Here is a 13,369-nt window from a genome sequence, read left to right on the forward strand (position 1 = left end):
GGTGCGTCCGGTTCGGAATGTCGTGTCGGTCGGGATCAGAGCGCTTCAGCGCCGGCGATGATCTCGATCAGCTCGGTGGTGATCTGGGCCTGGCGTTTACGGTTGTACTGCAGGGTCAGGCTGTTGATGAGGTCGCCCGCGTTGCGCGTGGCGTTGTCCATCGCGGCCATCTGCGCGCCGAAGAAGCCGGCCTGGTTCTCGTAGAGAGCGGCCAGGATCTGCGTCGTCAGGTTGCGCGGCAGCAGGGTCTCGAGGATTTCCTCTTCCGAGGGCTCATACTCATAGACCGCGCCGTTCAGGTCGATCGGTTCGGCCCCAAGCGCTTCTGGGCCTTCGACGACGGCCGGGATCAGCTGACTGGCGGTCGGCACCTGCGAGATCACCGACTTGAACTGGCTGTAGAAGAGGGTGACCACGTCGGCCTGACCGTCTTCGAAGCTCTCGGCGATCAGTTCGGCGATCGGCTGCGCGGCCGGCAGGCCGAGGACCTTGTGCTCGCTCAGCTCGAAGGACTTGACCACCTTGTCGCCGAACAGGCGGGTCAGGGGATCACGCGACTTCTTGCCGACGGCGATGACGCGAACGTCCTTGCCCTGGGCGATCAGGCTGTTGATCCGGTCGCGGGCGGCGCGGACGACGTTGGACGAGAAGCCCCCCGCCAGACCCTTGTCCGCCGTGGCGACCACGATCAGGTGACGCTGATCGGCGCCCGTGCCGGCCAGCAGCTTCGGCGCGCCGTCGCCCGAGACGCCGGCGGCCAGGTTGGCGATGACCGAGGCCATCCGCGTCGCATAGGGGCGGGCGTTCTCGGCCTGCTCCTGGGCGCGCTTCAGCTTGGCCGCGGCGACCATCTGCATGGCTTTCGTGATCTTCTGCGTCGCCTTGACGCTTCCGATCCGATTGCGCATTTCCTTAAGGCTGGCCATCCGGCGCTACTCTCGCTCTCTGGTCAGATCTTAGGCGAAGGTCTTGGCGAAGGCGGCCAGGACGTCCTTGAGCTCGGCTTCCAGTTCCGGCGTCAGGGCCTTCTTGGTGCGGATGCCTTCCAGCAGCGAAGCGTGGTTCGAGTGGACGCGGGCCAGCAGCTCGCTTTCGAAGCGGCCGATGTCCGACACCGCCACGTTGTCCAGGTAGCCGCGCGTGCCGGCGTAGATCGACACGACCTGCTCTTCGACGGCCAGCGGCGAGTACTGCGGCTGCTTCAGCAGCTCGGTCAGGCGGGCGCCACGCGCCAGCAGCTTCTGGGTCGAGACGTCCAGGTCCGAGCCGAACTTCGCGAAGGCGGCCATTTCACGATACTGGGCCAGTTCGCCCTTAATCGAACCGGCGACCTGCTTCATGGCCTTGATCTGGGCCGAGGAGCCCACGCGCGACACCGAGATGCCGACGTTCACGGCCGGACGGATGCCCTGATAGAAGAGGTCCGATTCCAGGAAGATCTGGCCGTCGGTGATCGAGATCACGTTGGTCGGGATGTAGGCCGAGACGTCGTTGGCCTGGGTTTCAATGATCGGCAGGGCCGTCATGGAGCCCGAACCATTGTCTTCGTTCAGCTTGGCCGAACGCTCCAGCAGGCGGCTGTGCAGGTAGAAGACGTCGCCCGGGTAGGCTTCACGGCCCGGCGGACGGCGCAGCAGCAGCGACATCTGACGATAGGCCACGGCCTGCTTCGACAGGTCGTCATAGACGATCAGGGCGTGCATGCCGTTGTCGCGGAAGAACTCGCCCATGGCGGTGCCGGCGAACGGAGCCAGGAACTGCAGCGGGGCCGGTTCCGAAGCCGTGGCGGCGACGACGATGGTGTATTCCAGAGCGCCCGACTCCTCGAGCGTCTTCACGATCTGGGCCACCGTCGAGCGCTTCTGGCCGATGGCGACGTAGATGCAGTACAGCTTCGCCGACTCGTCTTCCGACTTGTTGACGTTCTTCTGGTTCAGAATGGTGTCGATGGCGATGGCGGTCTTGCCGACCTGACGGTCGCCGATGATCAGCTCGCGCTGGCCGCGGCCGACGGGGATCAGGGTGTCGATCGCCTTCTGGCCGGTCTGCATCGGTTCGTGCACCGACTTGCGGGGGATGATGCCCGGCGCCTTGACGTCGACGCGGCGACGCTCGGTGAACTGGATCGGACCCTTGCCGTCGATCGGCTCGCCCAGCGGGTTGACGACGCGGCCCAGAAGGCCCTTGCCGACCGGCACGTCCACGATTTCGCCCAGGCGGCGGACTTCATCGCCCTCGGCGATGGCGGCGTCCGCGCCGAAGATCACGGCGCCGACGTTGTCGCGCTCGAGGTTAAGGGCCATGCCCTTCACGCCGGCCTTAGGGAACTCGACCATTTCACCGGCCTGGACGTTGTCCAGACCGTGGATGCGGGCGATGCCGTCACCGACCGACAGCACTTGGCCGACGTCGGAAACGTCGGCTTCGACGCCGAAGTTGGCGATCTGCGACTTGAGGATGGCCGAGATTTCGGCGGCGCGGATGTCCATGGTGGGCTCTCTGGCTTTCGTCTTCGGTGCGGGCCCGCTGGCCCGGCTTGAACTTGGAATTCGGGGCTTAGGCGCGTTTCAGCGCGAACTTCATCTGGTCGAGCTTGGTCTTCAGCGAGGCGTCGAACAGCTTCGAGCCCACCTTGACCTTCAGGCCGCCCAGGATCGACGGATCGACGCGGGCGGTCAGTTCGGGATCGCGGCCCAGCGACGCGCGCAAGGCCGACTGAATGCTCTTGGTCTGGGCCGCCGACAGCGGCAGGGCCGAAACGACCTCGGCCGCGACGACGCCGGTCGCCTTGGCGTACAGGGCCTGGAAGCCGGCGATCACGCCGGGCAGGTCGCGGGCGCGGCCGTTCTGGGCCAGAAGGCCGAGGAACTTCTTGGTCGTGGCGTTGAACTTCGCCTTGTCGGCGATGGCCGACAGGCCCTTGGCCTGGTCGTCGGCCGAAATGACCGGCGACTGAGCCAGGCGGCGCAGGTCCGCGCTGTCCAGCCAGGCGGCCTTCAGCGAGGCGAGATCGCCGCGCACGGCGTCGAGCGCCCCCGTCTCTTGCGAGAGGTCGAACAGCGCCTGAGCATACCGTTCGCCGACTTCCGTCGTTCTGAAATCGTCCGCCACGTAATTAAGGTCCGCGATTTGAAGCGTTTGGGTCGAGTCCGGCTGCGATCGCTCGCGCCAGGCAAGGGCTTGATTTGCTTGTAGAAAGCACGCTTGGGACACATCTTTCGATGCGTCCTTCGCTAAAGCCGCGCGGCTGATAGCACGCAAGGTCCCCGGTCGCAACCGACGGGAACGGAACGATAAGGTCGCACCTGCGCTCTTTTGCCGGACTCCAGACCCTCGCGACGGCGTCGGGTGCGACGACAACGCCGCGTCCGGAAGCTTGATGCAACCTCACGGTCCCGTTACCGCTTATGGCTATCATCACATTCTGGAACCCCGATGCTTGAAAGCATAACTCCCCTGCTGAGCGATCCGGCCGCCTGGGCGGCCCTCGTGACCCTCGTGGTCATGGAAGTCGTCCTCGGCATCGACAACCTGATCTTCATCTCGATTCTGTCGAACAAGCTGCCGCCCGAGCATCGTCAGCGCACCCGCCGCATCGGCATCGGCCTGGCGCTGATCATGCGCCTGGGCCTGCTGGCCACGATCGGCTGGATCGTCGGCCTGACCGCCCCCGTCTTCGACCTGGGCTTCCACGGCGAAACCTTCGACACCGCCTTCAGCTGGCGCGACCTGATCCTGATCGCCGGCGGTCTCTTCCTCGTGTGGAAAGCCACCAAGGAGATCCACCACGCCGTCGACACCACCCCTTCGAACGACATGCTGGAGAAGGACAAGAAGGACGTCGTCATCAACAACGTCGGCTCGGCCATCATCCAGATCATCATGCTGGACCTGGTCTTCTCGATCGACTCGATCCTGACCGCCGTCGGCATGACCGATCACGTGCCGATCATGATGGTCGCAGTCGTCGTGGCCGTCGTCGTCATGCTGCTGGCCTCGGACCCGCTGGCCAACTTCATCGACAAGAACCCGACCGTGGTCATGCTGGCCCTGGGCTTCCTGCTGATGATCGGCGCCGTCCTGATCGCCGACGGCTTCGGCGTCCACGTGCCCAAGGGCTATATCTACGCCGCCATGGCCTTCTCGGCCCTGGTCGAGGGGCTGAACATGTGGTCGCGCAACGCCCAGATCAGAAAGAACCAGGCCGAGGAAGCCGCCCAGCGCGCGCTGAACAAGGCCGAAACCGCCGAGCCCGGCGTCTGATCGTGCGTCTCTGGCCGGTTCTGGCGATGCTCCTGCTGGCGCTTCCCGCGTCGGTGGCGGCGCAATCGTCGGGGCCGGCCGCCTCTGCTCCCTCCGCCGCCGTCCCGGTCTATGACTATGAGGTAGTGAGGACCTTCCCCCACGACCCGACCGCCTTCACCCAGGGGCTGGTCCTTCGCGACGGCGTCCTGCTGGAAAGCACCGGCCGCGCCCCGTCCAGCATCCGCCGCGTGCGGCTGGAGGACGGCGTCGTGCTGCAGAAGCACGAGCTCGCCCCCGAGTTTTTCGGCGAAGGCCTGACCGAGATCGACGGTCGCCTCGTCACCCTGACCTGGACCAACGGCGTCGGCTTCGTCTGGAACGCCGCCGACCTCAGCCCCGTCTCGCGCTTCGCCTATGCCGGCGAGGGCTGGGGCCTGACCCACGACGGATCGCGGCTGATCCTGTCTGACGGCTCGCCCAATCTGCGTTTCCTCGACCCCGCCACCTTCGCCGAGACCGGCCGCGTCGCCGTCACCCTGAACGGCCGCCCCGTGCGCCAGCTCAACGAGCTGGAATGGATCGACGGCGAGGTCTGGGCCAATGTCTGGCAGACTGACTTTATCGTCCGCATCAACCCGGCCTCGGGCCATGTGGTCGGGATCATCGACCTGCGCGGCCTGCTGCCCGCTGGCGTGGTGAAGGACCCGCGCGACGACGTCCTGAACGGCATCGCCTGGGACGCGGCGAGCCGCCGCCTGTTCGTCACCGGCAAGAACTGGCCCAGCCTGTTCGAGATCAGGTTGACCGGACCGCGCTGAGCGCCAGCTCCTATCCCCAGCCGTCATCCTCGGGCTTGACCCGAGGATCGAGTGAAACGGCGCGCTCAACCTTCAGACGTCGCGCAGACGGACGGCCCGATCCTCGGGTCAAGCCCGAGGATGACGGCGGTGCTGGATCGGACACCTGCGCTCAAGCAGCGAGCCGCCGCGCGGCGAGCGATAGCGCCCCCTACAGGAAACTGTAGGGATCGACATCAATGGTCAGCCGCACCGAGGCCGAGACCTTCACCCGCGCCAGCCAGGCGCGCAGGAAGGCCTGCAGGTTCACATCCCGGTCGGCCCGGACCAGCAACCGCTTGCGTCGCCGCCCCCGCACCAAAGCCAACGGCGCGTCGGCGGGACCATAGACCTCCAGCCGCTCGGCGTTGGGGATGGCCTCGGCCAGATCGCGGGCGACCTTCTCGACCGCCATGGCGTTCTCGCTGGACAGGATGATCGCCGCCAGACGCCCGTGCGGCGGCAGGGACGCCGCCTCGCGCTCGCCCATCTCGGCCTCGACGAAGGAGTCGCGGTCGCCCGCCGCCAGCGCCATCAGCACCGGATGCTCGGGCGTCCAGGTCTGCAACAGGGCGCGGCCCGGCTTGTCCGCCCGCCCCGCCCGCCCCGTGGCCTGGGCCAACAGCTGATAGGTGCGCTCCGCCGCCCGCAGGTCGCCGCCGCGCAGGCCCAGATCGGCGTCCACCACCCCCACCAGGGTCAGGCGCGGGAAGTTGTGGCCTTTCGCCGCCGCTTGCGTGGCCACCAGAATGTCGATCTCGCCCTCGGCCATCGACTGGATCAGGGCGCGCGCCGACTGGCCGTCCGGCACGGTGTCGGAGCTGAAGATGGCGGTGCGGGCCTCGGGAAAGAGGCGGCGCACCTCCTCCTCGACCCGCTCGACGCCCGGCCCCACCGGCACCAGCGAATCCTCGGCTCCGCACGCCGGACAGAGCTTGGGCTTGGCCATGGAGAAGCCGGTCAGGTGGCAGACCAGCCGCCCAGTGTAACGATGCTCGACCAGCCAGCTGTCGGTGTCGGGCGCGGTCAGCCGGTGGCCGCAGGCGCGGCACAGGACGACGGGGGCGTAGCCGCGCCGGTTGAGGAAGAGCAGGCTCTGTTCGCCCCTGGCGAAGGTCTCGCCGATGGCGTCGCGCAGCGGCTGCGACAGCCAGGTCTGCGGGTCGGGCGGACAGGTGCGCAGGTCGATCAGGTCGATGTCGGGCAGGACCGCCGCCCCGTGCCGGGCCGCCAGCTTCAGCCAGCCGTAGCGGCCCTGACGGGCGTTCCAGAGGGTCTCCAGCGACGGGGTGGCCGAGGCCAGAACCACGGTCGCGCCTTCGATCCGGCTGCGGGCCACGGCCAGGTCGCGGCCGTGATAGACCAGCCCTTCCTCCTGCTTGAACGAGCCGTCGTGCTCCTCATCCACCACCACCAGCCTCAGGTTGGCGTAGGGCAGGAACAGGGCCGAACGCGCCCCGACCACGATGTTGCAGCGCCCGGCGACCACCGCCTCCCACACCTGGCGGCGCTTGGGCGGGGCCACGCCCGAATGCCATTCGGCGGGCGTGACGCCGAAACGGGCGGCGATGCGTTCGATCACCGCCTGGGTCAGGGCGATTTCCGGCAGCAGGATCAGAATCTGCGCCGCCGGATCATGACGCAGCGCCCGCGCCGCCGCCTCCAGATAGGCCTCGGTCTTGCCCGAGCCGGTCACCCCGTCCAGCAGGAAGGGGGCGAAACCGCCCTTGGCCACCGCGTCGGCGATGGCCGTCGCCGACGCCGCCTGATCCGGGTTCAGACTGGCGGGGGCATGGTCGGGATCGGGGGCGTCGAAGGCGGCGACCGCCTCGATCTCGATGACCGTCAGAACGCCCTCGTCGACCAGTCCCTTGACCACGCCCGCCGAGACATCAGCCGCACGCGCCAGATCGGCGGCTGTCATCGAGCGCTGCCCCAGAGCCTCCAACACCGCCGTCCGGGTCGCCGTGGGCCGGGCCGGAGATCGCCCCTCGACCCGTTTGACCCGCCGCTCAGGCCGGGGCTGCGGCGCACGCAGCCCCTTCAGGGCCGTGGCCGCCATCTCGCCCGGCGGGCTCAGCGTCCAGCGCGCCGCCCATTCGACGAAATCCAGCGTCCGTTCCGGCAGGCGATGCTCGCTGACCACCTGATCGATCGCCTTCAGCTTGCGATTGGAGCCGGTCGTCTCGAACACCTCCGCCACCACGCCCCGGATCAGGCGCGGCCCCAGCGGCACGGCCACCTGATCGCCGCGCGCGACCGCCAGTTCCCCCGGAACCGCATAGTCGAAGGCTTCCGGCACCGGCAGGGGAATGAGGACGGAGGCGACTTTCATGATCTGCGATCCTCCCCCGCATAGCGGGGGAGGGAGACCATGCGCAGCATGGTGGAGGGGGCGAGACCAGACGCGGCGCTTGAAATCCGCCCCCTCCACCGCTTCGCGGTCCCCCTCCCCCGCCGCGCTGCGCTTGCAGGGGAGGATTGGGCTCGCCCTTCGCCTTCGTCGGCGCTAAAACCTGATCCCATGAAACTCTTTCTCGACACCGCCGACGTCGCCGTCATCAAGGACCTGCTGCCCACCGGGATGGTGGACGGCGTCACCACCAATCCGTCGCTGATCGCCAAGTCGGGTCGGAACATCGCCGAGGTCATCGCTGAGATTTGCGCCCTCGTCGAGGGGCCGATTTCCGCCGAGGCCGTGGCGACCGATTTCGAGACCATGGTCAAGGAGGGCGACAAGCTGGCCGCCATCGCTCCGAACGTGGTCGTCAAGCTGCCCCTGACCTGGGACGGCCTGCGCGCCACGCGGGCCTTCGCCGACAAGGGGATCAAGACCAACGTCACCCTCTGCTTCTCGGCCGCCCAGGCCATGCTGGCCGCCAAGGCAGGCGCCACCTTCATCTCGCCCTTCGTCGGTCGTCTGGAAGACGTCGGCGCCGACGGCGTGGGCCTGCTGGAGGAAATCCGCGCCCTCTACGACATCCATGATTTCGACACCGAGATCCTGGCCGCATCCCTGCGCAACCCTGACCACGTCACCGCCGCCGCCATCGCCGGCGCTGACGCGGCCACCCTGCCGGCGGACACTTTCAAGGCCTTGGTCAAGCACCCGTTAACCGACAAGGGGCTTGATGCCTTCCTGGCGGACTGGGGCAAGACCGGTCAGTCCATTCTGTAGATCCCGACCCGCAAAAGAGGTCCGCTTGAGCACTTCCCTGGACCTCTCTTCCGACGCCGCCGAGGGCCTTCACTGGCCCGAGGTGCGGGCCTGGCTGAACGCCCACCCGGATCGTCTGCTGGACGACCGCACCCTGCTGGAAGAACTGGGCCTGCGCGCCACCGGCCGCAACGTGGTCGATTTCGGCCGCGCCGCCCTGACCCGGCTGGAGGCCGTAGTCCAGCGCGAGGCCGGCGCCCGCAAGCAGATCGAAGAGATCGCCCGCGCCAACTTCGCCGCCCAGACCCAGACCCACGTCTCCGCCCTGGACCTGATGGAGGCGAGCAGCCACGCCGAACTGTCGCGTCAGTTGGACGCCACCGCACAGGCCCGCTTCGGTCTGGCGGGCGGCGCCATCGCCATGGAGAAACCCGGCATCGTGCCCTTCGGCTGGAAGGCGCTGGAGCCGGGCCGCGTCGACGCCCTGCTGGGCGACGACGGTCTGGAATGGCTCGGTCCCAACTTCACCGGCCTCGACCTGTTCGGCCCCGCCGAGGGCGAGGTAAAGTCGGTGGCTCTGGTCCGCATGAGCCTGCATCTGCCGGGTTCCGACGGCGCCCGCCCCGCCCTGTGCGCCTTCGGCTCGCATGAGGACGACGGCTTCACCCCGGCCATGGGCTGCGAACTGGTGGCCTTCATCACCCGCGTGGTGGAACGCATGGCCGAGCGATGGCCGACGCAGGCTTGACGGCAGATCAAGCCCTCCTCGCCTGGCTCGAACATCTGGCGCACGAACGTCGCCTGTCGCCGCGCACGCTGGAGGCCTATGGCCACATAGGCCGGCTCTATGTCTCCTTCCTCGAACGCCATCGCGGCGGGTCGCAGACACTGACTGATCTCGGCGCCGTCACCGCCGCCGAGGTCCGCGCCCATCTGGCCGAACGCCGCAGCGGCGACCGCCCCCTGAACGCCCGTTCGCTGAGCCAGACGCTCGCCGCCATCCGCGGTTTTCACGCCTTCCTCGACCGACGCTGCGGCGTAGCTGCGCCGCAATTGGCCCTGGTGCGCGGCCCCCGCGTCAAGCCGTCCCTACCCCGCCCCGTCACCGAGGATCAGGCGAAGGGCCTGCTGCACGAACCCGAGGCCGATCCCGACATGGAGCCGTGGGAGGCCGCGCGCGACCGCGCCGTCCTGACCCTGCTCTACGGCTGCGGGCTGCGGATCTCCGAGGCCCTGTCGCTGAAACGGTCCGACGCCCCCCTGCCCGACGCCCTGCGCATCACCGGCAAGGGCGACAAGATGCGGCTGGCCCCGGTCCTGCCCCAGGTGCGCGAAGCGGTGGACGCCTATCTGGCCGCACAGCCCTTCGTCCTGGAGGCCGACCAGGCTCTGTTTCGCGCCAGGCGCGGCGGACCCTTAAGCCCCCGACACGTCCAGGCCACGGTCCAGCGGCTGCGCGGGCGACTTGGCCTGCCCGCATCGGCCACGCCCCACGCCCTGCGCCACAGCTTCGCCACCCACCTGCTGGGCGCCGGGGCCGACCTGCGCTCGATCCAGGAGTTGCTGGGCCACGCCAGCCTGTCCACCACCCAGAAATACACCCAGGTCGACGCCGCCCGCCTGCTGGCCGCCTACGCCGAGGCCCATCCCAAGGGCTGACGCAGTAAGGCTATCCAACGACGACGAACAGCGCCTATTGTCCGAACGGGGATCGATTACGGTGTGGAGACAGGCCTGTGCGCCGACCAGATCCCGTTCCGTCCCGTCGCACCGCCCTCGCCCTGTCGGCGGGCGGCGCCGCGGCGCTGTGGCTGCCGGTCAACGCCGGCGCTCAAACCCGGCCACCGCCCGCTTCACTCCCGCCTGAACCTCCTCCGCCTGAGGCCCAGGAAGCCGCACGCCTGCTGGAAAACCTGCTGACACGGCTGGGAGCCAGGGTCGACGTCGGCAGTTTGCGCGACCCCGTGTTCGTCATCGACACCGGCGCAGAGCGGACGGCGATTTCAGACCGCTTGGCGGACGAGTTGGACCTGGCGCCCGGGCCGCCCGTACTGGTCCACGGCATCACGGCGGCGGAGGTGGTGCGGACCGTACGTCTGCCCAGGCTGGATTTTTCGGGCCGGCGTTTCACCAACCTGACGCCTCCGGTCTTCCCCTTCGCGGTGCTGGGGGCCGACGGGCTGCTGGGTCTTGACGTCCTGTCACGCTTTCGCCTGACGCTGGAGGTGCGCCGACGTCGCGCCATGATGACGCCGTCGGGTCCCGACGTGGACGAACGCGGGTTCTTCTTCAACGGTGTGGCCAGCCGAATGCCCTCCAACATCACCCCAGCGCGCAGCGGGCGCTTCGGCCAGCTGTTCCTGACCAATGTCCAGGTCGAGGGTGTCCCGACCGTCGCGTTCGTGGACAGCGGGGCTCAGTACTCGATCGGCAATCTGGCCCTGATGCGGGCCATCGACGCCCGGATCGGCCCCGCCGCGCGGCAATCCATCCGCGTCTATGGCGTCATTGGCCAGTCGCTGATGGTCGATAGCGGCGCGGTGTCGAACCTGCGGTTGGCGCGCCGCGAGCTGGGCGCCACGCCCCTGCTGTTCGGCGACCTCCACGCCTTTCGCGTGCTGGGCCTGGCCGACCAGCCTGCGCTTCTGCTGGGGGCCGACATTCTGACCCGGTTCAGCCGCATCACCCTCGACTACGGCCAGTCGCGCATCAGCCTGGGCGAATTGATCAAACCTCCGCCGCTCAGATCGCCCTGACGGCGCCGCCGTCGATGCGGATCAGGGACCCGGTGACATAGCCCGCCAGAGGACTGGCCAGGAAGGCGGCCACGGCGCCGAACTCCTCGGTCGCGCCAATGCGGCCCGCCGGGATCGACTTCACCGATTCCGCGCGCGCCTCGGCGGGTTCGACCCCGGTGGCGGCGGCGCGGGCGGCGTCCAGACGCTCGATGCGCGGGGTGTCGATCCGGCCCGGCAGCAGGGTATTGACCGTCACCCCGTTGATCGCGACCTCGCCCGCCAGCGTCTTGGCCCAGGCCGCGACCGAGGCGCGCAGGGTGTTGGACACGCCCAGCGTCCCGATGGGCTCTATCACGGAGGTGGAGGCGACGTTCAGGATCCGCCCCCAACCCATGGCCCGCATGCCCGGCAGCACCCGGTCCGTCAGGCGGAAGACCGAAAGCACCATGGCCTCGAACTGCTCGCGCCACAGCGCCGGTTCGAGACCCGCCACGCCCGAGGGCGGCGGGCCCCCGGTGTTGTTCAGCAGAATCTGGATCGGTCCGCCCAGGGCGGCCTCGGCCTCCTCCACCGCCCTCAGCAAGCCCTCATGGTCGGCCAGATCGGCGGGGGCGATCACCGCCTTGCCCGGCCCCATGGCGTTCAGCTCATCGGCCACCGCCTGAAGCTTGACCGCATCGCGCGACAGCAGGGCCACATGCGCCCCCTCGGCCACAAGGGCCGTCGCCACGGCCCGTCCCAGGCCGCTGGAGCCGCCGCACACGAGAGCGCGCTTGCCGGTGAGTTGCAGGTCCATGCCGATGATCCGATGCCGTTGACGAGGTCGCCCCCGGACATGGGCGCGACCGCCGCCGATTACGAGCGGGCAAGAGAGGATTTTGCGGTCAGCCGGTCCAGAGCCGGCGCCGGTTTACGCCTTTAGCCTTGGCAGCCTTGGTCCCGGCGACGGTCTTTCTGCTTAGCCGCCATGAACCGACATGGCGAAGCCGGCCCAGATCATGAGCGCCAATCCAGCCATCAACGCCGCCGCGCCAATGCCGATCACGACCTTGAGGGTCATGGCTTTCATTGGGTGTCTCCTTCCAAGGAGCGCGTATTGATCTGCGAACGGCGTAGCGCCGCTATGCGACCCAAGGCCGCGCCCCTCGAACGCCCGGCTGAGACCCCGGCTCATGGACCTTGACCCCGACTATCTGGAAAAAGGGCCCTATGGTCAGGAAGACGGCCCGCAGGGCAGGCGCGGCGGCGATGCTGTTGTAGAGCCGGGCCAGCCGGGCCTTGAGCGGAGAAAAGCGCGCCACCTCCTCGTCAGGCACAGGCGGGATGAGGATGCGGGCGGCGAAACGCGTACATCGCCTGAGCTTTCGGCCCAGTTCGGCGCTGCTCATCAGACAGGTCGAGACATAGGCCTTGCCGCTGCGCCAGGCGACATAGCGGGCCTGGTGACGGCGCGGCAGAAGGCCCACCCCCCACACCATGACGTGGGGCTCCGGCGACAGGCTGAAACGGTTGGGGGTGCTGAGCGCAAGTCGTCCGCCGGGGCGCACGACGCGGTCGATCTCGCTCAGAAAGGCATCAGGCCTGTCGACGTGCTCGATCACGTCGAGGGAGACCACACCCGACAGGGCGCCGTCTGAAAAAGGCAGGGCCTCGGCCAGCCCGGCGGCCAGAATCGGCGTCCCGCCATGGGCCTGGATCAACCGCTTGGCCACCACCAGCCAGGTCATCGACACGTCCACGCCCACGCCGGCCCCCGGCCCCTTCAGGCCGGCGGCGGCGGCCAGCAACATGCCGGGACCGCAACCCAGATCGAGCCACGCATCTTGAGACACCGCTTCGGCCAGCCATCCCGAGACGTCCTTCTGGAGCCGTTGCGGCGCGTCCAGAACCTGCCGCGTCCTCATTCGCACCAGATCCTCGCTCCAGGCGGACCGCCGCGCGTAGACCGCGCGAACCAGATCCTCCACGTCCAGGTCCAGCGCCGCGATCTCACGCGCCGTCCTCAGATCCTCCTCGATGTCGATCCAGCTGGGGCCGGGAACCCTCAGATCGGGGATCCCGTCGACCTGACCATAGCGATGGCCGCAGGCGACGCAGTCCAGTCGCTCGGCGACACGAGCCAGTTCGCCACGACACCGCGGACAGCGCCACAGGCTCGCCAGAGCCAGCGGCGCATCAACAGCCGCCCGACGCCGCCCCGGCAGCGTCGATGTCCACGCCTCATCGGCTGGGGCGACGGCCGCCGACCGGCCCATGAGCCTGCTCCTATGCGCGCCGCCGTCAGGGCGGGATGAAACCGGATGATTGGAACGCAAGGCCTTGAGGCGACCTATGCGATCAGGACGTAAGCGCGGGCCCGGCCGCGTCGTTGCGACCCGGCGCCTGCGACGTTT

The 13,369-nt window shown here is 68.5% G+C and carries 12 protein-coding genes; 6 read left to right on the forward strand and 6 right to left on the reverse strand.

All coding sequences use genetic code 11. The features are described 5' to 3' along the window. Nucleotides 1-35 precede the first annotated feature (35 nt). The 3 genes from ACFYLW_RS10155 to ACFYLW_RS10165 all read right to left on the reverse strand — a co-directional run bounded on the left by ACFYLW_RS10155 (nucleotide 36) and on the right by ACFYLW_RS10165 (nucleotide 3,111). A complete protein-coding gene (locus ACFYLW_RS10155) occupies nucleotides 36-926 on the reverse strand; it encodes a F0F1 ATP synthase subunit gamma (RefSeq protein ID WP_312062976.1) in 891 nt (296 codons plus the stop codon). Nucleotides 927-956: 30 nt separating this feature from the next. Next, on the reverse strand, nucleotides 957-2,489 hold the full coding sequence (gene atpA, locus ACFYLW_RS10160; RefSeq protein WP_105563148.1) for a F0F1 ATP synthase subunit alpha: 1,533 nt from the start codon (nucleotides 2,487-2,489) through the stop codon (nucleotides 957-959). Nucleotides 2,490-2,556: 67 nt separating this feature from the next. Beyond that, nucleotides 2,557-3,111: a F0F1 ATP synthase subunit delta gene (locus ACFYLW_RS10165; protein WP_312062974.1), complete on the reverse strand. Its 555-nt coding sequence runs from the start codon at nucleotides 3,109-3,111 to the stop codon at nucleotides 2,557-2,559. A gap of 324 nt (nucleotides 3,112-3,435) precedes the next feature. Here ACFYLW_RS10165 and ACFYLW_RS10170 point away from each other — a divergent pair, with 324 nt between their 5' ends. Both ACFYLW_RS10170 and ACFYLW_RS10175 read left to right on the forward strand, forming a co-directional pair. After that, the gene (locus ACFYLW_RS10170) at nucleotides 3,436-4,263 is read left to right on the forward strand and encodes a TerC family protein (RefSeq protein ID WP_312062972.1); all 828 of its coding nucleotides are present in this window, start codon (nucleotides 3,436-3,438) and stop codon (nucleotides 4,261-4,263) included. A gap of 26 nt (nucleotides 4,264-4,289) precedes the next feature. Beyond that, nucleotides 4,290-5,063: a glutaminyl-peptide cyclotransferase gene (locus tag ACFYLW_RS10175; RefSeq protein ID WP_390183005.1), complete on the forward strand. Its 774-nt coding sequence runs from the start codon at nucleotides 4,290-4,292 to the stop codon at nucleotides 5,061-5,063. 190 nt (nucleotides 5,064-5,253) lie between these two features. On the opposite strand, the gene ACFYLW_RS10180 is transcribed toward ACFYLW_RS10175, so the two are convergent. Continuing rightward, on the reverse strand, nucleotides 5,254-7,416 hold the full coding sequence (locus ACFYLW_RS10180; RefSeq protein ID WP_312062969.1) for a primosomal protein N': 2,163 nt from the start codon (nucleotides 7,414-7,416) through the stop codon (nucleotides 5,254-5,256). Nucleotides 7,417-7,605: 189 nt separating this feature from the next. Between ACFYLW_RS10180 and fsa the strand changes: the two genes are divergently transcribed. The 4 genes from fsa to ACFYLW_RS10200 all read left to right on the forward strand — a co-directional run bounded on the left by fsa (nucleotide 7,606) and on the right by ACFYLW_RS10200 (nucleotide 10,994). Continuing rightward, nucleotides 7,606-8,259, forward strand: a complete 654-nt coding sequence (gene fsa, locus ACFYLW_RS10185; RefSeq protein ID WP_312062968.1) for a fructose-6-phosphate aldolase — start codon at nucleotides 7,606-7,608, stop codon at nucleotides 8,257-8,259. Between the two features lie 25 nt (nucleotides 8,260-8,284). Next, a complete protein-coding gene (locus ACFYLW_RS10190; protein WP_312062966.1) occupies nucleotides 8,285-8,986 on the forward strand; it encodes a DUF484 family protein in 702 nt (233 codons plus the stop codon). After that, nucleotides 8,968-9,897: a tyrosine recombinase XerC gene (locus ACFYLW_RS10195; protein ID WP_312062964.1), complete on the forward strand. Its 930-nt coding sequence runs from the start codon at nucleotides 8,968-8,970 to the stop codon at nucleotides 9,895-9,897. Before ACFYLW_RS10190 ends, ACFYLW_RS10195 begins: the two co-directional genes overlap by 19 nt. 77 nt (nucleotides 9,898-9,974) lie before the next feature. Beyond that, nucleotides 9,975-10,994 carry an aspartyl protease family protein gene (locus ACFYLW_RS10200; protein WP_312062962.1) on the forward strand — a complete coding sequence of 340 codons (1,020 nt, stop codon included), beginning with the start codon at nucleotides 9,975-9,977 and terminating at the stop codon, nucleotides 10,992-10,994. Here ACFYLW_RS10200 and ACFYLW_RS10205 read toward each other — a convergent pair. Continuing rightward, entirely contained in the window at nucleotides 10,981-11,772 is a 792-nt protein-coding gene (locus ACFYLW_RS10205; RefSeq protein WP_312062961.1) for an SDR family oxidoreductase, read from the reverse strand. The genes ACFYLW_RS10200 and ACFYLW_RS10205 overlap by 14 nt on opposite strands. Before the next feature lie 325 nt (nucleotides 11,773-12,097). Further along, nucleotides 12,098-13,231: a methyltransferase domain-containing protein gene (locus tag ACFYLW_RS10210; protein ID WP_312062960.1), complete on the reverse strand. Its 1,134-nt coding sequence runs from the start codon at nucleotides 13,229-13,231 to the stop codon at nucleotides 12,098-12,100. Between the last annotated feature and the right edge of the window lie 138 nt (nucleotides 13,232-13,369).

It is taken from the genome of Brevundimonas sp. NPDC007368 (assembly GCF_042869015.1).
Classification (GTDB): Bacteria; Pseudomonadota; Alphaproteobacteria; order Caulobacterales; family Caulobacteraceae; genus Brevundimonas.